Origin of the sequence: Burkholderia sp. Ac-20353, assembly GCF_017104785.1 — a bacterium.
In the GTDB taxonomy this organism is placed as follows: Bacteria; Pseudomonadota; Gammaproteobacteria; order Burkholderiales; family Burkholderiaceae; genus Burkholderia.
The window spans coordinates 1-16,056 of sequence record NZ_JAAGPL010000085.1 but is presented as its reverse complement, the minus strand read 5'-3'; the positions used below and the strand labels follow the sequence as shown (position 1 = coordinate 16,056).

Below are 16,056 nucleotides of genomic sequence, written 5' to 3'. Positions count from 1 at the left end.
AGTTGCATAGATGGTGAGGCTTTGATGATCCGATATCCCCATTTGATGGCTCCGCTTGAACTTGGCTTCACGTCGCTCAGAAATCGCGTTCTGATGGGTTCGATGCACGTCGGCCTGGAAGAGGCGCCGAATGGCTTCGAGAGAATGGCAGCGTTTTACGCCGAACGTGCGCGTGGCGAGGTCGGCCTGATCGTTACGGGCGGGATCGCGCCGAATGAGCGTGCGCGTCCGATGCACGGCGGCGCGATGCTGACCACGGAGGAGGAGGCCGAGCACCATCGCGTGATTACCGGTGCCGTGCACGCGCATGGCGGCAAGATCGCGATGCAGATCCTGCATTTCGGCCGCTATTCCTATCAGCCCAAGCTGGTTGCACCGAGTCCGCTGCGTGCGCCCATCAATCCATTTGTCCCGCACGAACTGAGCGACGACGAGGTGGAGCAGACCATCGCCGATTTCGTGAATTGCGCTGCGCTGGCGCAATACGCGGGCTATGACGGCGTCGAGATCATGGGCTCGGAAGGCTATCTCATCAACGAGTTCATTGCGGCGCGCACCAATCAGCGCACCGATCGTTGGGGCGGCGAATATGAAAACCGCATTCGTTTCCCGGTAGAGACAGTGCGCCGCGTACGCGAGCGCGTCGGACGCAATTTCATCATCGTGTATCGATTGTCGATGCTCGACCTGGTCGAAGGGGGATCGACGCTCGACGAAGTGATTCAGCTCGCACAGGCCGTCGAGCGCGCAGGCGCGACGATCATCAATACCGGGATCGGCTGGCATGAAGCCCGCGTTCCGACGATCGCGACCAAAGTTCCTCGCGGTGCGTACGCATGGGTGACGCAACGCTTGATGGGGAAGGTGTCCGTGCCGTTGGTTGCGACCAACCGCATCAATACACCCGAAATCGCCGAGAAGCTGCTGGCCGACGGCACGTGTGACATGGTGTCGATGGCCCGGCCATTCCTGGCCGATGCCGAGTTCGTCCGCAAGGCCCGTGAAGGGCGCGCGGACGAAATCAATACCTGTATTGGCTGCAATCAGGCGTGTCTGGACCACACGTTTGCCGGCAAGATTACATCGTGCCTAGTCAATCCGCGCGCGTGCCACGAAACCGAAATCGTGATTCGCCCGGCCGAACGGCGCAAGCGCATCGCCGTGGTCGGAGCAGGACCCGCGGGGCTGAGCTTCGCAGTGACGGCGGCCGAACGTGGCCATGCGGTGACGCTGTACGAAGCCGGCACCGAGATTGGCGGTCAGTTCAACATAGCCAGAAAAGTGCCCGGCAAGGAAGAGTTCAACGAGACGCTTCGCTATTTTCGGAAACAGATCGCGCTGCGCGGCGTGGAGCTTCGACTCAATACCCGCGCAACCGCGGAAATGCTGATGCAAGGCGGCTTCGACGACGTGGTGTTGGCGACCGGCATCGTGCCACGGACCCCGTCGATCGAAGGCGTGGATCATCCGAAGGTGCTGGGCTATCTCGATGTGCTTCGGGACGATCAAGCCGTGGGGCGCAGCGTCGCCATCGTGGGCGCCGGCGGGATCGGTTTTGATGTGGCCGAATACCTGACCCATAGTGGCGAGCGTACGAGTCTGAACCCTGACAAGTTTTTTGCGGAATGGGGCGTCGATCCCGCATATACGAACGCCGGCGGCTTGCGTGAGCGGCAACTTGAACCCGCGGCTCGGCAGGTTCATCTGCTTCAGCGGAAAAAATCCAAAGTAGGTGACGGGCTCGGCAAGACTACCGGCTGGATCCACCGCACTGCGCTGAAAGCGCGAGGTGTGGAGATGTCGTCGTCGGTCGAGTACCAGCGCATCGACGACGACGGCCTTCACGTGACAATCGACGGCATCGCACAGACGCTGCCGGTCGACAACGTGGTGATCTGCGCCGGACAACAGCCATTGCGCGAGCTGGAAAAACAGCTGCAGGCGGCAGGATGCACAGTCCACCTGATCGGCGGCGCCTGCGAGGCGGCCGAACTCGATGCCAAGCGCGCCATTCACCAAGGCACCACGCTCGCAGCCACACTTTGACGAGCGTGCGTTTTCCGTTTGCTACCGGAGTTCTTCATGACGAAAGCAGTTGACCACCTCCATCCCGCCGTCGAGAAATCCCTTGCGATCTGGCATTCGTTCATCGAACGCAACGATTTGAGTGCGCTCGACACGATCGTTCATCCGGACGCAGTCTTTCGTTCGCCAATGGCCTTCAAGCCGTACGGTCCGGCACCCGCATTGATCCTCGCGCTGCAGACAGTGGCGACGATCTTCAAGGAGTTTACCTATCACCGCCAGTTTGGCAGCGGCGACGGCCTGGGCGTGGTGCTGGAATTCAGTGCGACCGTGGGAGACAAGCAGCTCAAGGGTATCGACATGATCCGTTTCGACGAGGAAGGCCGAATCGTCGAGTTCGAGGTCATGATCCGTCCGCTCAACGCGCTGCAAACGCTGGGTGCCGAAATGGGGGCGCGTCTGGGTCAGTATCTTCCTTCATACAAGATCAACGGGTGAAATCACGATCATGTCGAGCTACGAGGACTGCCTTACGACAATTTTTGGGGCCATATCAAAACCGAATTTAACGTCGATAATTGAGATTATGTCAAATACGATATCCACGCGATTTCACCTACCTTCCCGCGTCAAAACCCGTCGCTAACCGCGACCGACGCGCCCCAAATCCGGCACACAAACACCAGCCCGCGCCCGTCCATCAGACGCGGGCTCCAGACCACACAGAACCCCCTCGGCCGCAATCCCAGCCGTCGTCAGCCAACCCAACCGCCAAACCGCCGCTCAAGACACCATGCCTTGCATCTTGTGCGAAAAATGCGCGCGCTCGGCCGTTTCCATCAACGACAGGAATTCGTCCTGCGTCATATGGATCAGCGCTTCGTGGTCGCCGGCCTCGAAATAGACTTCCGGCTGCAGGGCCAGATTTTCCTCGAGGAACGTCTGCATCCCATACGCCATGCAGACCGGCGGCAATGCGCCCGCATCGCAATCCTTGAACAGCTCGCGCAGTTCCAGTTCCTTCGCCAGCACGAGATGACGGCCGGTCTTTGCCCAAAGATCCGACAAGCGCACCGCATGCGTCGTCGGCAACACGGCCGCGACGTAGCCGTCGTCGTCTTCGAGCAGCACGGTTTTGGCGAGACGATCGCCGGGGATATGCGCGGCCGCAGCCGTTTCCATGCTCGTATGGCTATATGGGTGGTACACGACTTCGTACCGCGATGACTTCTGACGCAGGCAATCCTGCAACGTGGCAGACATGGACATGGCACACCTCGTCTGGGCGAAACGGGCGAACGGCGTTCGCACCGGATTCGTTCAGCATAGGTCGCATTCGCGCGGATGGAAATCCTCGGTGCCCCGTTTCCTCACTCTGGCTCCAACCCCTTTTCGCGCAGCCATTCGCGATTGAAAAGCCGCGCACGGTAGATGTCGCCGCGATCGCACAGCAGCGTCACGATCGTGTGCCCCGGCCCCATCTGTCGAGCAAGCCAGACCGCCGCCGCGACGTTGATGCCGCTCGATCCGCCGACGTACAGTCCTTCCTCGCGCAGCAGCCGGTAGACCATCGTCACGCACTGCCGGTCGTCGATCCGCACGGCGTCGTCGATCGGCGCGCCCGCGAGATTCTCGGTGACACGCGTCGAGCCGATGCCCTCGGTGATCGAGTTGCCTTCGGCCTTGATTTCGCCCGTTTTCACCTGGCTGTAGAGCCCGCTGCCATGCGGATCGGCGAGCACGATCCGTACCTCCGGATTCTGCTCCTTCAGGTAACGGCTCACGCCGGCCAGCGTGCCGCCCGTGCCGGTCGCGCAGACGAACGCATCGACGGTGCCCGCCGTATCGCGCCAGATTTCCGGCCCGGTGGTCTCGTAGTGCGCCTGCCGGTTGACCACGTTGTCGAACTGGTTGGCCCACACCGCGTTGTCGAGCTCGTCCGCAAGCCGACCGGCAATCTTCTGATAATTGTTCGGATCGCGGTACGGCACGGCTGGCACCGTACGCACCTCGGCACCGAGCGTGCGCAGGATCTCCATCTTTTCCGGCGATTGCGTTTCCGGAATCACGATCACGCAGCGATAGCCGCGCGCCGCGCAGATATGCGCAAGACCGATGCCCGTATTGCCCGCCGTGCCCTCGACAACGGTGCCACCCGCCTTGAGCGTGCCGCGCCGCTCGGCGTCGCGGATGATGTAGAGCGCCGCACGATCCTTGACTGATCCGCCCGGATTCATGAATTCAGCCTTGCCCAGGATCTCGCAGCCCGTCTCGGCGCTGAGCTTCGCCAGCCGGATCAGCGGCGTGCGCCCCACGCAGTCGACGAAGCCTTCTCGCACGTCCATGATGCCTCCTTCCCGTCGCGCATCTGTCGCGCCACAGAACGAAGAATAGGACGCGCCCGGCAGCCCCGCCTCTTTCGTCGCTTTCGCCGCCCACCGCCGCGTACTAAGCTTGGAGAGCCCATCGCGACGCCCGCGCCGCATCGTCAGACGAGGTCCGCCATGCTGCAGCTGCAAGCCGTTGCCGTCGAGAAGCCCGAAACGGTGAACTTCATCCTCGGCCAGTCGCATTTCATCAAGTCCGTCGAAGACATTCACGAGGCGCTCGTCGGCACCGTGCCCGGCATCCGCTTCGGGCTCGCGTTCTGCGAGGCGTCCGGCAAGCGGCTCGTGCGCCGCTCCGGCACCGATGCCGACCTCGTCGAGCTCGCATGCCGGAACGCCAGCGCGATCGGCGCCGGTCATGCGTTCATCGTGTTCCTCGGCGACGGTTTCTATCCGGTCAACGTGCTCAACGCGATCAAGGCCGTGCCGGAGGTTTGCCGGATCTATTGCGCGACCGCGAACCCGACTGACGTAATCGTCACGGAAACCGCGCAAGGCCGCGCGATCGTCGGCGTCGTCGACGGCTTTCCGCCGCTCGGCGTCGAAACCGAGGACGACGTGCGCTGGCGCAAGGACCTGCTGCGCACGATCGGCTACAAGGCGTGACTGCATAAAGGCATCGGGCATGGCCCGACGCCGATCGATCGAATCCGATCCCCGCGCCCCGCTCTTCCCTGCAGGCAAGCCGGGAAATGCATTGCTTGGGCGCGTAAGCCCGAGTCAATAAGCCGGCGGAACCGCACTCGACCGTTAGTTGCATTTAAGGAAGCAGCGCGATCCCCATGACGCTCCTCGATGACCGGTCGACCATCCGTACCAGCGCCCGAAACCATCCAGCGCACGGCACACGCGTGCCCTATACTGGCCTCGACATCCGCCAGCGGACGCCATACTGCCTGCCGTCCGCCGCTGGCCGGCAGCCCGCCGACTCATGGAGCGATTCATGCATTACCAGCTGATCTACGAACTCGTCGACGACTACCTGTCGAAACGCGAACCGTTCCGCGCCGAGCACCTCGCGCTTGCGCATGCCGCAACCGAGCGCGGCGAACTGGTGCTCGCGGGCGCGTTCGCGGACCCGGCCGACCAGGCCGTGCTCGTCTTCGAAGGCGACTCGGCCGAAGTGGCCGAATCGTTCGCGCGCGCCGATCCGTACGTGCAGAACGGCCTCGTCAAGGCGTGGCGCGTGCGGCCGTGGCGCGTCGTGATCGGCAAGCACGCACCGCGCTAGACGCCGGCTACAGCCACCCTGCCCGCCTGAAGCGCCACCACAGCGCGACGTCGGCTGCGAGCATCGCGCCGAGGCAACCGTAGAAGCCGTACTTCAGGTGCAGCTCGGGCATGTTCGCGAAGTTCATCCCGTAGATGCCGGCGATCATTGTCGGAATCGCGAACAGCGCGGCGAACGACCCGAGGCGCTTGGTCACCTCGCTCTCCGCGAGCGAGATCATCCCGAGATTGACCTGGATCGCGGTCACGACCATCTCGCGCCGCCCCTCGATCGTCTTCACGATCCGCTGCAGGTGGTCGTACACGTCGCGGAAGTAATGTTCCATCCCGCTGCAGACCTGCGGAATGCGTCCGCCCGTCAGCTTCGCGAGCGGTTCGATGAGCGGCGCCGTGTGCTGGTGCAGCAGCACGAGCCGGCGCTTCAGCGAATACAGGTCCTCGATGATCGCGCGCGACGCCGCGGGCGTCGCCTTCACGAAGATACGGTCCTCGAGCGCCTCGAGCTCCGCGCCGAGCGCTTCGAGCGTCGGGAAATAGCGGTCGACGACCTGGTCCATCAGCGCATAGAACACGAACGCCGAGCCCTCCTGCAGCAGATGCGGCTCGCGTTCGCAGCGCGCGCGCACCGCGCGGAAATCCTGCTCGGTGTGGTTGCGCACCGACAGCACGTAGTTCGGGCCGACGAACACGTTCAGTTCGCCGATCCTGAATTCGCCTTCCTCGTCGGGTTCGACCGTGTGCAGCACCGCGAACAGCGCGTCGCCGTACTCCTCGATCTTCGGCCGCTGGTGCCCCTTGCACGCGTCCTCGAGCGCGAGCTCGTGCAAGCCGAACTCGTCGCCCATCAGTTCGAGCTCGTCGGGCGTCGGGTCCTTCAGCGCGACCCACACGAAGCACTCGGGCTTCGATACGTAGTCGCTGATGGCGTCGATGTCGATATCGGCCAGTTTGCGGCCGTCCTGGTATGCAGCGCAGTTGATCAGCATGTCGTCCGTCGTGTTGCCTGTGTTGCCTGTATCGCGCGCAGTTTACCGGTTTGTCGCGGCGCGGGTCCGGCCCCGGCCCGGCTTGCGCGCCACGCCGATATTGGTCATGATCGGAATGCGTGCGCCGCAGCACGCTGCGACACACGCTTGCCCACGCCCGTCCGCGGCCCGTCCGCGCGGCATGATCGTCACGGCCTCATCGTCAAGGAGACAGACCTATGTGGTATTTCTCGTGGATACTCGGCATCGGCGTTGCGCTCGGTTTCGGCATCATCAACGCGATGTGGCTGGAAGCAGAAGTCTTCCCGCGCGACGCGAAGCGCGACGACGCACGCCGGGCGAGATCGGGGAGTACGCCTTCGTGACGCATCTGGTGTTTTTCTGCGGCCACGCCGGTACCGGCAAGACCACGCTCGCGAAGCGGCTCATCGGGCCGCTGATGCGTGCAACCGGCGAGGCCTTCTGCCTGCTCGACAAGGACACGCTATACGGCCGCTACAGTTCGGCCGCGATGGGCGCCCTCACCCAGGATCCGAACGACCGCGACAGCCCGCTCTACCTGAAGCACCTGCGCGATCCCGAATATCAAGGCCTGCTCGACACCGCGCGCGAAAACCTCGCGCTCGGCATCAGCGCGATCGTCGTCGGACCGCTGTCGCGCGAAGTGCGCGACCGGCGCATCTTCGACCGCGCGTGGCTCGGCATCGCACCCGACGTCACGCTGACGGTCGTCTGGGTCCACACGTCGGAACACGTCGCGCACCAGCGGATCGTCACGCGCGGCAATCCGAACGACGCGTACAAGCTCACGCACTGGGATGAGTACCGGCAGCGCCGCTTCGTGCCGACCGGCAACGAATGCGAAGGCCTCGTGATGTTCGACAACACCGGGCCGGCCGACGCCGACATCGATGCGCTGCTGCACCACATCGTGCCGCCACCGCAAGCACCGATCGTCCCGCCCCTTCCTGCTTGAACTGCCAGGACCACCCGACGCCGGAAAGAAACAACGCCGGGTGGCGTCGTGCGCCCCCGGCGTTGCATGGACCCTCGTGCCTGGCTGTGCCGTGTAATGTGTATCAGGCCACCGCGTGCACGCGCTCCAGCGTGCCGCCGTCGTACAGCTTGCCGAAGCGGTTCTCGAGGAATGCCTTCAGCGATACGCGCTCCTGCGGGATGAAGCCGTGCTGCGGCAGCTTCTTCTCGCGGAACAGGTCCAGCACCGCGCACATCGCGCCTGCGGTCGTGATCTGGATCGCGCTCATCGGCATCCCGCACACTTCCTTCGCGAAGATCTTGCGCGTGAACACGTCCTGCACGAGCTGACCGTCCTTCACGCCCGTCACGGTGACGAACACCAGCACGACGTCCTGCTTCGTCGACGGCACCGCACGGCGCATGATCGACTTCAGCGTGTCGCGGTCGGTCGACAGGCGCAGGTCCTCGAGCAGGAACTGCACGAGTTCGCGGTGGCCCGGGTAGCGCACCGACTTGTAGTCGAGCGTCTCGACCTTGCCCGACAGCGTCTCGCACAGCGTGCCGAGGCCGCCCGACGTGTTGAACGCTTCGTATTCGGTGCCGTCGAGCGAGAAGTGCTCGAGGCCTTCGAGCGGCTGCACCCATTGCTTGCGACCGTCGCGGATCGCTTCGCACGGCTGGCAGTACTCGTTGATCAGGCCGTCGACGCTCCACGTCAGGTTGTACTTCAGCGCATTCGTCGGGTACTCGGGCAGCGCGCCGACGCGCATCTTCACGTCACGCACTTCGGTGAAGCCGTTCACGAGCTCGTGCGCAGCGATGCCGATGAAGCCCGGCGCGAGGCCGCACTGCGGCATGAACGCGCGGTCGGAGCCGTCTGCGAGCTCGCGGATCGCGTGCGTCGCGCGCACGTCTTCGGTCAGGTCGAAGTAGTGAACGTTCGCGGCCTTCGCGGCGGCGGCAACGTTCACGGCGAGGTAGTACGGCAGCGCATTGATCAGTGCATCGAAACCCTTTACTGCTTCGCGGATCGCGGTGGCATCAGCCGAATCGACGCGCTGCGTCGCAATGCCTTCGCGCGACAGCTTCGCGAGCGCGTCCGCGTCACGGTCGAAGGCGACGACTTCGTAGTCGCCGGTTTCACGCAGCATGTGAGCAATGGTGTGGCCGATCAGACCTGCGCCGACGATGGCGATTTTCATGCGCTTATCTCCTGAATGATGGGTTGGTGTTGTGTACGGCGTCGAGCCATGCACACAGTGTAGGGACGCGCAAAATCAGTTCCAAGACGAATAATGATGCGAAACGACCGATAGTTTCGACGTTATGACTACACATTTCGTCGAATCGTCGAAACGTGCCGTTTCCCCCCCTGCGGCCGCGCTATGGGTGGCCTAAGTTTCCCGCTGCAGACTGCATGCCGATCACCCCCGACATCACCCGCTTCCGAGGAGCCACCGGCATGCAATCCCCATCCGTCATTCGCTCGTCGCACTGGCTGAACAAGGTGCCCGACGTCACGCTGTCGTTCTGGATCATCAAGATCATGTCGACCACGGTCGGCGAAACCGGCGCGGACTTTCTCGCGGTCAACGCGGGCCTCGGCCAGGTTGTCACGCGCATCGCGATGGCATCGCTGCTTGCGATCGCGCTCGCGCTGCAATTGCGCGCGCGCCGGTATACGCCGTGGATCTACTGGCTGACGGTCGTCCTCGTCAGCATCGTCGGCACGCAGATCACCGACCTGCTCACCGACGGGCTGAACGTCAGCCTGTACGTCAGCACGGCCGCGTTCGCGGTCGCGCTCGCCGCGATCTTCTTCGTCTGGCATCGGGTCGAGGGCACGCTGTCGATCGACACGATCGTCACGCCGCGCCGCGAGCTGTTCTACTGGGCCGCGATCCTGTGCACGTTCGCGCTCGGCACCGCCGCCGGCGATCTCGCGACCGAAGCGCTCGGTCTCGGCTTCTCGGTCGGCGCGCTGTGCTTCGGCGCGCTGATCGCGGCCATGTTCGTGATGTGGCGGCTCGGCGCGAATGCCGTGCTCGCGTTCTGGATCGCCTACATCCTCACGCGGCCGTTCGGCGCATCGCTCGGCGACCTGCTCACGCAGGCCCGCACCTATGGCGGGCTCGGCATCGGCGCCGCATGGACGAGCCTGCTGTTCCTGACCGTGATCGTGCTGCTCGTCGCCGCCGCGCAATTCGCGAGCGGCCAGCGCACGGCTGCCGACGTCGCCAAGTAAATTCCATTCAAATCCCGTTCACATCCCATCCATTTCCGTTCATCGAATCGAGGACACACCATGCGCATTCCGGATTCCGTTTCCCGTCTCGCCATCGCCGCAGTCACGGTTGCCGCGCTGAGCATCGCCGCCGGCTGTTCGAAGCATCAGGACGCGAATGCGTCGAGCGCGGCACCCGCGCCGGCCGCATCGTCATCGGCCTCGGCCGGGACGACGAAGCTCGGCGACCTGTCGCAGTTCCGCACGATCGCCACCGACGTGAACGCGCTCGTCGGCAAGGGCGACCTGCCCGGCGCGAAGACCCGCATCAAGGATCTCGAGATTGCGTGGGATTCCGCGGAGGCCGGCCTGAAGCCGCGCGCCGCCGACGACTGGCACGTGGTCGACAAGGCGATCGACCGCGCGCTCGCGGCGCTGCGCGCCGATCATCCGACCCAGGCCGATTCGGCCGCCGCGATGAAGGACCTGCTCGGCGCCTTCGACCGCTTCGGCGGCAAGTAAGCAGCGGCAAGCAAGCGGGGGCAAATAATCGGGCGCAAGCAAACACGCCGCCACCCGACCAGCCCCGCCCCGGGGGCCAGCCCCACTCGGCTGGCCCCAACTGACCAGCCCCACCCGGCCGCGCACCGCCCGTGACGCAGATGACGCACGCCCCGCACGTGACGCGCGGCCGGGAATCGCATACGCTGGCGGCGATCGCACGAAGCGGAGAGGACGCATGCGAATACTGCTGGTCGAAGACGACCCGATGATCGGCGACGCGGTCCACGCCGCACTGAAGGACGCGTCCTACGCGGCCGACTGGGTCACCGACGGCGCGCGCGCGTTGACCGCGTTCGCCGCGCAGCACTACGACCTGGTCCTGCTCGACCTCGGCCTGCCCGGCCGCGACGGCCTCGACGTGCTGGCCGGCATCCGCGCGCAGGACGGCACCGTGCCGCTGCTCGTCGTCACCGCGCGCGACGGTCTCGACGACCGCCTGCGCGGCCTCGACGGCGGCGCCGACGACTACGTCGTCAAACCGTTCGAGATGGCCGAACTGCTCGCGCGAATCCGCGTCGCGATCCGGCGCCAGGCCGGCTCGGCCGCGCCGCTGCTGAGCAACGGCGTCGTGTCGCTCGATCCGGCCACGCGCGAAGCGGCCGTCGACGGACAGGCGCCCGTCCAGCTGTCGAATCGCGAGTTCTCGCTGCTGCGCGCGCTGCTGGTGCGTCCCGGCGCGATCCTGTCGCGGCGCGAACTCGAAGACCGCCTGTACGGGTGGGGAGAGGAAGTCGAAAGCAACGCGGTCGAATTCCTGATCCATTCGCTGCGCCGCAAGCTCGGCAGCACCGTGATCAAGAACGTCAGGGGGGTAGGATGGATGGTTTCAAGAAGCGCCTGAGCGAGTCGATCCAGTTTCGCCTGTCGTTTGCGCTGTCGGTCGCAATCCTCGTCGTCGCGACGGTCGCGGCCGCGTTTGCGTTTGCGTCGGCGTTCGACGAAGCGCACGAATTGCAGGACGACGTGCTGCGCGAGGTCGCGACGCTGCTCGATCGCCAGGACATCCGCTCCCCTCGCTCCACCGGCGCCGAGCATGCGCGCGAAAGCGACGAGGTGTCGCGCGTGATCGTGCAGCCGCTCACCGGCGACATGCCGGCTGCCGCCGCAGGCGAGCCGCGGCTCGCATTGCCGGCGACGCTCGCCGATGGTCTGCATACGGTCGATGCCGGCGGCAAGTCCTATCGCGTGATGGTCCGCACGCTCGCGAACGACGAACGCATCGCCGTCGCGCAGGCGGCCGGCATGCGCGACGACGTTGCGCGCGAGAGCGCGTGGCGCACCGCGCTGCCGCTTCTGATCCTCGTACCGATCCTGCTCCTGCTGGTCGCCGATCTCGTGCGCAAGCTGTTTCGCCCGGTCGCATCGCTGTCGGCCGGCATCGATGCACGCGACGAGCACGACCTGCGTCCGGTGCCGGCCGGACACGTGCCGGTCGAGGTGCGGCCGTTCGTCGTCGCGATCAACCGGATGCTCGCGCGCGTCGCGCAGTCGGTCGACGCGCAGCGCCGCTTCGTCGCCGACGCGGCACACGAGTTGCGCTCGCCGCTCACCGCGATGTCGCTGCAGGCCGAGCGGCTCGCCGACACGGACTTGCCGGCCGACGCGCGCACACGGCTCGCAGCGCTGCGCGGCGGGCTCGAGCGCAGCCGCAACCTGATCGAGCAGCTGCTTGCGCTCGCGCGCGCGCAAAGCGCGCCGGCGGCCGCGCATGGCACCGTGTCCGTGCATGCGATCTATCGCCACGTGCTGGAAGACCTGATTCCGCTTGCTGAAGCGAAGGCGCTCGACATCGGCGTCGAGGACGGCCCCGATACGCACGTGTGCGTCGACGAAACCGGGCTCGCGTCGCTGGTCAAGAACCTCGTCGACAACGCGATCCGCTATACGCCGCAGGGCGGCCGGGTCGACCTGTCGACCCACGCGAGCGCATCGCACGTGTGCGTGACGATCGCCGACTCGGGGCCAGGCATTGCGCCGCACGAACGCGAGCGCGTGTTCGATCCGTTCTATCGGGTGCCCGGCAACGAGCAGATCGGCTCGGGGCTCGGCCTGTCGATCGTGAAGACGATCGCCGACCGGATGGGTGCTGAAGTCACGCTCGCTTATGCGGACGAACTGCATCGCCGGGGGTTGCGCGTGATGCTGAGGATTCCGTCAGGCCAGCCGCCGCGCACGGCGCCGGCCGCTGCCCGGGATGATGTCCCGCCTGCCGGCGATGCAGCGTCTGCAGCACCTGCGGCAACTGCACCACCTGACGCCGCCGACCGCGATCGCCGCGCACGCTGAGCGCGTGCGTCAGCCGCCGATCGTCCCGCGATCGATCTTGCGCGACAGGATGATCGACGTCGTCGTACGCTCGACACCCTCGAGCGCGCCGATCTGGTCGAGCAGGTCGTTCAGCCGTTCCGGCGAATCGGCGCGCAGCCACGCGACGTAGTCGTACTCGCCGCTCACCGCGCACAGCAGCTGCACTTCGGGCATCCGGTCGAGCTTTCTCAGCACGTCCTTGCCATACTTCGGCGCGAGGATGATGCCGACATATGCGTAGATGCTCGCATCGAGCACGTCCTGCCCGAGCCGCACGCTGTAGCCGGCGATCACGTTGGTCCGTTCGAGACGCGCAATGCGCGCGATCACCGTCGTGCGTGCGACGTCGAGCTGGCGCGCGAGATCCGCGACGCTGGCGCGCGCATTGGCTTGCAGCAGCGCGACGAGTTGGCGGTCGAGCTCGTCGAGCTGGTCGAGACGGGGTGGACGCATGAGGCTTGAGACGCTTGAGACGCGGGCGCGGAATTGAACGTGACGCGATGATAGCGCCGATCGCGTGTGCGCCCAAACGCCAGGCCCGACGATGCCGGCAAATGTATCCGCATCGATTTCGATTCGTATCGGTTGTAAGCAAGTGTCGCATTCGCTGCCGCGCAGCGTGCAGCGTGCTACTAATACGCTGCGACGCGAGTCACGCGTGCGCCGCAGAAGCGCCCGCACCCGCTCGTACGACATCACCCCGGAGAGCCACCATGAAGAAAATTTCGCTCACCCTCGCTGCGCTCACCGTTGCGGCCAGCGCATTCGCGCAAACGCAACCGCAAGCACAGCCGCAGACGTCCGCGCAGCCGGTCGCTGCCACGGCGTCGGCGCCGAGCGCCGCGCAACGCGCGGCCGGCCACGAAGCACGGATCGAGGAACGCATCACGTACCTGCACAACCAGCTGAAGATCACGCCGGCGCAGGAGCCGCAATGGAAGACGTTCGCCGACACGATGCGCGAGAACGGCGAAACGATGGGCCGCCTGTATCGCGCGCGGATGGGAAGCCACAGCGCGTCCGCGATCGACGACATGAAGCAGTACGCAGAACTCGCGCAGGCCAATGCGGACGGCGCGAAGAAGCTCGCCGACGCATTCCGGCCGCTCTATGCGAGCTTCCCGGCCGACCAGAAGGCCATCGCCGACACGACGTTCCGCAGCTGGATGCACGCTGACGGCGAACGGCGCGGCAAGGGCAAGGCCGCGGCCGGCGCCGCTGCCAGCGCACCCGCGAAGCCCTGACGCGTGACGCGCTGCCGCCCCGCCCTCGCGGCACCGGGCGGCAGCGCGATGCCTCCGGCGAATGGCGCCGGTTTCACAGCCAGTTTCACAGCGCGCCATTTTCGGGATAAGCTCCACGCTTTTCCCGCCGGTTTTCCCGCACTTCCTCGCCATGCTCGAACTCAAGCAACCCGATCTCAGCACCGATCCGCAAGCCCGGCGCGTCGTCAAGGACGAGACCGTCACGGTCGCCTTCGCGGCCGCGGACGGCGAACTGATGAGCCTCGAAGGCCCGAACCGCTACGTCGCGGGCGACGCGTTGATCACCGGCTCGACCGGCGACCGCTGGGTCGTGTCGCGCGCGCGCTTCGACGCCAAGTACCTGCCCGCCGATCCGGCGCTTGCGCACGGCGAGCCGGGCGCATACCGGAACCGTCCCGCCGTGGTGCTCGCGAAGCGGATGGACGAACCGTTCTCGATCGCACGTTCCGAAAACGGCGACACGCTGCGCGGCGTCGCCGGCGACTGGGTGATGCAGTACGCACCCGGCGATTACGGCGTCGTGCAGGCGCAGCGTTTCGCGCAGGTCTACCGCGACGCGGGCTGACCGGCCTGCCCGCAGACGGCGCCGACGGCTCCGCTCATGCGAAGTCGTCGGCGAGCGTGAGTTCCTCTTCGCGCGGCACCGCTTCGCCCGCCGCATGACGCTCCTCGAGCGAGCCGAGCGTCGCTTCCACATACGCATGCAGCACCGCATGGCTGCGCGCGCGCTGCATCGGCTTCATCGCGAGATAGCGCGCGAACGCGGCCGGCGCGATGCGCACGTCGAGCGTCATCCGTTTCGGCGTCGCACCGAAACGCATCGCGACCCAGAGCACCGACAGGAACCGGCCGCGTTCGTCGCTGCTTTCGACGAATCGGGTCTGCTCCGGGAACAGGTCGCAGATCACGCGTGCGAGCGCGTCGAATTCGGCGCTCGCGCATTCGATCAGATAGTCTTCCATATGTTTCCTCCCGTCAGGCTGCCGCGCGCGACGGGCGGCACGTCTTCACCAGTACGCCGATGAGCGCCGCGGCCAGCACGAAATACACGGCCTCGACCCACGCGGCCGACAGCATGCGGACCTGATACAGCATCGCCGGCACGTCGGCGAGCGCGTGCAGCACGATCGCGAGCGGCAGTATGCCGAGCCGGCCGGCGCGCACGCCGCGCCACATCAGCACCGACAGCGCGACCTGCAGCACGAACGCTGCGCAGCGCTCGAGCAGCAGCAGCGCGATCGACGGCACCGACAGCGTCGCCAGCATCATCTGGAGGCGCAGCACAGTCTCGCCCGGCAGGCCCGCGAGCTGTGCGTCGAGCTGGCCGCGATTCGCGAGCCATGCGAGATACACCCACTGCCCCCACACGAGCACGCCGATGAACCACGCTTCCACACCGCCGTGGCCGATCCCGTAGCCGATTGCACGGCCATCGCCAGCCGTCACGCCGTAGCGGCGATTCAGGAAGCGCATCCCGAGATAGCGGCCGACTTCCTCGAACACGCCGGCCGCAAGCGCACCGTAAGCGACGAACGCGACCGGCTGCGTGAGCCAGCCGCCTTCGGACGCGTGGCTCAGCACGACGCCGTGCACCGCGCGTTCGACGATCATCGCGAACAGCGTGAACACCGCGACGCCGACGATCGTGTCGCGCCGGTCGAGTGACAGCGGCTTGCGCAGGCAACGGAAGAGAACGAGCGGCAGCAGTGCGATGATCAGCGTGGCGGCAATCAGCACCGCCAGCGTGACGGGAGCGACAGTCATGTATTTCCTTGTTCGGGGCAGCGCACTGGCGCGCTGCGTGCCCCGAATGATACTCAGCTTGCGGTCGACGCGCGCGCGATCAGCTCGCCTGGCAGCATCGCGACGCGCACGTCGCCCGCCGCGCCGTCGATCCGCGCGTGGACGAATTCGACCGCCTGGTAACCGATTTCGTAGGTCGGCTGGCGAATCGTCGTGATGCCGATCAGCTCCGCCCACTCCGGATCGTCGATCGACACGAGCGCCGCGTGCTGCTGCCACGCGGCGCCGAAACGCGCACGCAGGTGCCGCGCGATCGCGAGCGCGACCGGCGCGTTCGCGGCGAACAG

At 65.8% G+C, this 16,056-nt stretch carries 20 protein-coding genes; 12 read left to right on the top strand and 8 right to left on the bottom strand.

The features are described from left to right. Positions 1-24: 24 nt before the first annotated feature. Both G3N94_RS23090 and G3N94_RS23085 read left to right on the top strand, forming a co-directional pair. A complete protein-coding gene (locus G3N94_RS23090; RefSeq protein ID WP_241022026.1) occupies positions 25-2,046 on the top strand; it encodes an NADPH-dependent 2,4-dienoyl-CoA reductase in 2,022 nt (673 codons plus the stop codon). A 36-nt stretch (positions 2,047-2,082) separates the two neighbouring features. Beyond that, a complete protein-coding gene (locus tag G3N94_RS23085) occupies positions 2,083-2,523 on the top strand; it encodes a nuclear transport factor 2 family protein (protein WP_205794877.1) in 441 nt (146 codons plus the stop codon). Between the two features lie 285 nt (positions 2,524-2,808). On the opposite strand, the gene G3N94_RS23080 is transcribed toward G3N94_RS23085, so the two are convergent. Continuing rightward, entirely contained in the window at positions 2,809-3,294 is a 486-nt protein-coding gene (locus G3N94_RS23080) for a YbaK/EbsC family protein (protein WP_205794876.1), read from the bottom strand. Between the two features lie 101 nt (positions 3,295-3,395). Then, complete coding sequence (locus G3N94_RS23075; protein WP_205794875.1) at positions 3,396-4,370, bottom strand: cysteine synthase A; 975 nt, start codon at positions 4,368-4,370, stop codon at positions 3,396-3,398. 159 nt (positions 4,371-4,529) lie between these two features. Between G3N94_RS23075 and G3N94_RS23070 the strand changes: the two genes are divergently transcribed. Together G3N94_RS23070 and G3N94_RS23065 are read left to right on the top strand one after the other, a co-directional pair. Beyond that, positions 4,530-5,018 (top strand): adenosine-specific kinase, encoded by a 489-nt coding sequence (locus tag G3N94_RS23070; RefSeq protein WP_205794874.1) that lies wholly within the window; start codon positions 4,530-4,532, stop codon positions 5,016-5,018. A gap of 337 nt (positions 5,019-5,355) precedes the next feature. Beyond that, complete coding sequence (locus G3N94_RS23065; protein WP_205794873.1) at positions 5,356-5,643, top strand: YciI-like protein; 288 nt, start codon at positions 5,356-5,358, stop codon at positions 5,641-5,643. 7 nt (positions 5,644-5,650) lie between these two features. On the opposite strand, the gene corA is transcribed toward G3N94_RS23065, so the two are convergent. Beyond that, complete coding sequence (gene corA, locus G3N94_RS23060) at positions 5,651-6,628, bottom strand: magnesium/cobalt transporter CorA (RefSeq protein ID WP_205794872.1); 978 nt, start codon at positions 6,626-6,628, stop codon at positions 5,651-5,653. 218 nt (positions 6,629-6,846) lie between these two features. On the opposite strand from corA, the gene cydX reads away from it, so the two are divergent. Together cydX and G3N94_RS23050 are read left to right on the top strand one after the other, a co-directional pair. Then, positions 6,847-6,993, top strand: coding sequence for a cytochrome bd-I oxidase subunit CydX (gene cydX, locus G3N94_RS23055; protein ID WP_205794871.1), 147 nt, complete (start codon positions 6,847-6,849; stop codon positions 6,991-6,993). Continuing rightward, the gene (locus G3N94_RS23050; RefSeq protein WP_205794870.1) at positions 6,990-7,604 is read left to right on the top strand and encodes an ATP-binding protein; all 615 of its coding nucleotides are present in this window, start codon (positions 6,990-6,992) and stop codon (positions 7,602-7,604) included. Before cydX ends, G3N94_RS23050 begins: the two co-directional genes overlap by 4 nt. Positions 7,605-7,707: 103 nt before the next feature. On the opposite strand, the gene G3N94_RS23045 is transcribed toward G3N94_RS23050, so the two are convergent. Then, positions 7,708-8,808 carry a saccharopine dehydrogenase C-terminal domain-containing protein gene (locus tag G3N94_RS23045; RefSeq protein WP_205794869.1) on the bottom strand — a complete coding sequence of 367 codons (1,101 nt, stop codon included), beginning with the start codon at positions 8,806-8,808 and terminating at the stop codon, positions 7,708-7,710. Between the two features lie 260 nt (positions 8,809-9,068). Between G3N94_RS23045 and G3N94_RS23040 the strand changes: the two genes are divergently transcribed. The 4 genes from G3N94_RS23040 to G3N94_RS23025 all read left to right on the top strand — a co-directional run bounded on the left by G3N94_RS23040 (position 9,069) and on the right by G3N94_RS23025 (position 12,680). Beyond that, complete coding sequence (locus tag G3N94_RS23040; protein ID WP_205794868.1) at positions 9,069-9,851, top strand: hypothetical protein; 783 nt, start codon at positions 9,069-9,071, stop codon at positions 9,849-9,851. A 60-nt stretch (positions 9,852-9,911) separates the two neighbouring features. Beyond that, complete coding sequence (locus G3N94_RS23035; RefSeq protein WP_205794867.1) at positions 9,912-10,352, top strand: hypothetical protein; 441 nt, start codon at positions 9,912-9,914, stop codon at positions 10,350-10,352. A 217-nt stretch (positions 10,353-10,569) separates the two neighbouring features. Further along, complete coding sequence (locus G3N94_RS23030; RefSeq protein ID WP_205794866.1) at positions 10,570-11,235, top strand: response regulator transcription factor; 666 nt, start codon at positions 10,570-10,572, stop codon at positions 11,233-11,235. Next, positions 11,211-12,680, top strand: a complete 1,470-nt coding sequence (locus G3N94_RS23025; protein ID WP_205794865.1) for an ATP-binding protein — start codon at positions 11,211-11,213, stop codon at positions 12,678-12,680. The genes G3N94_RS23030 and G3N94_RS23025 overlap by 25 nt, the downstream gene beginning before the upstream one ends. Before the next feature lie 9 nt (positions 12,681-12,689). Here the strand turns inward: G3N94_RS23025 and G3N94_RS23020 are convergent, their stop codons facing one another. After that, positions 12,690-13,154 carry an Lrp/AsnC family transcriptional regulator gene (locus G3N94_RS23020; protein WP_205794864.1) on the bottom strand — a complete coding sequence of 155 codons (465 nt, stop codon included), beginning with the start codon at positions 13,152-13,154 and terminating at the stop codon, positions 12,690-12,692. A 260-nt stretch (positions 13,155-13,414) separates the two neighbouring features. Between G3N94_RS23020 and G3N94_RS23015 the strand changes: the two genes are divergently transcribed. Further along, the gene (locus G3N94_RS23015; RefSeq protein WP_205794863.1) at positions 13,415-13,945 is read left to right on the top strand and encodes a Spy/CpxP family protein refolding chaperone; all 531 of its coding nucleotides are present in this window, start codon (positions 13,415-13,417) and stop codon (positions 13,943-13,945) included. A gap of 151 nt (positions 13,946-14,096) precedes the next feature. Then, a complete protein-coding gene (locus tag G3N94_RS23010; protein ID WP_205794862.1) occupies positions 14,097-14,531 on the top strand; it encodes a PGDYG domain-containing protein in 435 nt (144 codons plus the stop codon). Positions 14,532-14,565: 34 nt separating this feature from the next. On the opposite strand, the gene G3N94_RS23005 is transcribed toward G3N94_RS23010, so the two are convergent. From G3N94_RS23005 to G3N94_RS22995, 3 genes are all read right to left on the bottom strand, one after another. Continuing rightward, a complete protein-coding gene (locus G3N94_RS23005; protein WP_124602486.1) occupies positions 14,566-14,928 on the bottom strand; it encodes a DUF3022 domain-containing protein in 363 nt (120 codons plus the stop codon). 13 nt (positions 14,929-14,941) lie between these two features. Then, a complete protein-coding gene (locus tag G3N94_RS23000) occupies positions 14,942-15,730 on the bottom strand; it encodes a YhfC family intramembrane metalloprotease (RefSeq protein WP_205794861.1) in 789 nt (262 codons plus the stop codon). 53 nt (positions 15,731-15,783) lie between these two features. Then, positions 15,784-16,056, bottom strand: a 273-nt coding sequence (locus G3N94_RS22995) for a substrate-binding domain-containing protein (protein WP_205794860.1), incomplete at its 5' end; no start/stop codon positions are given.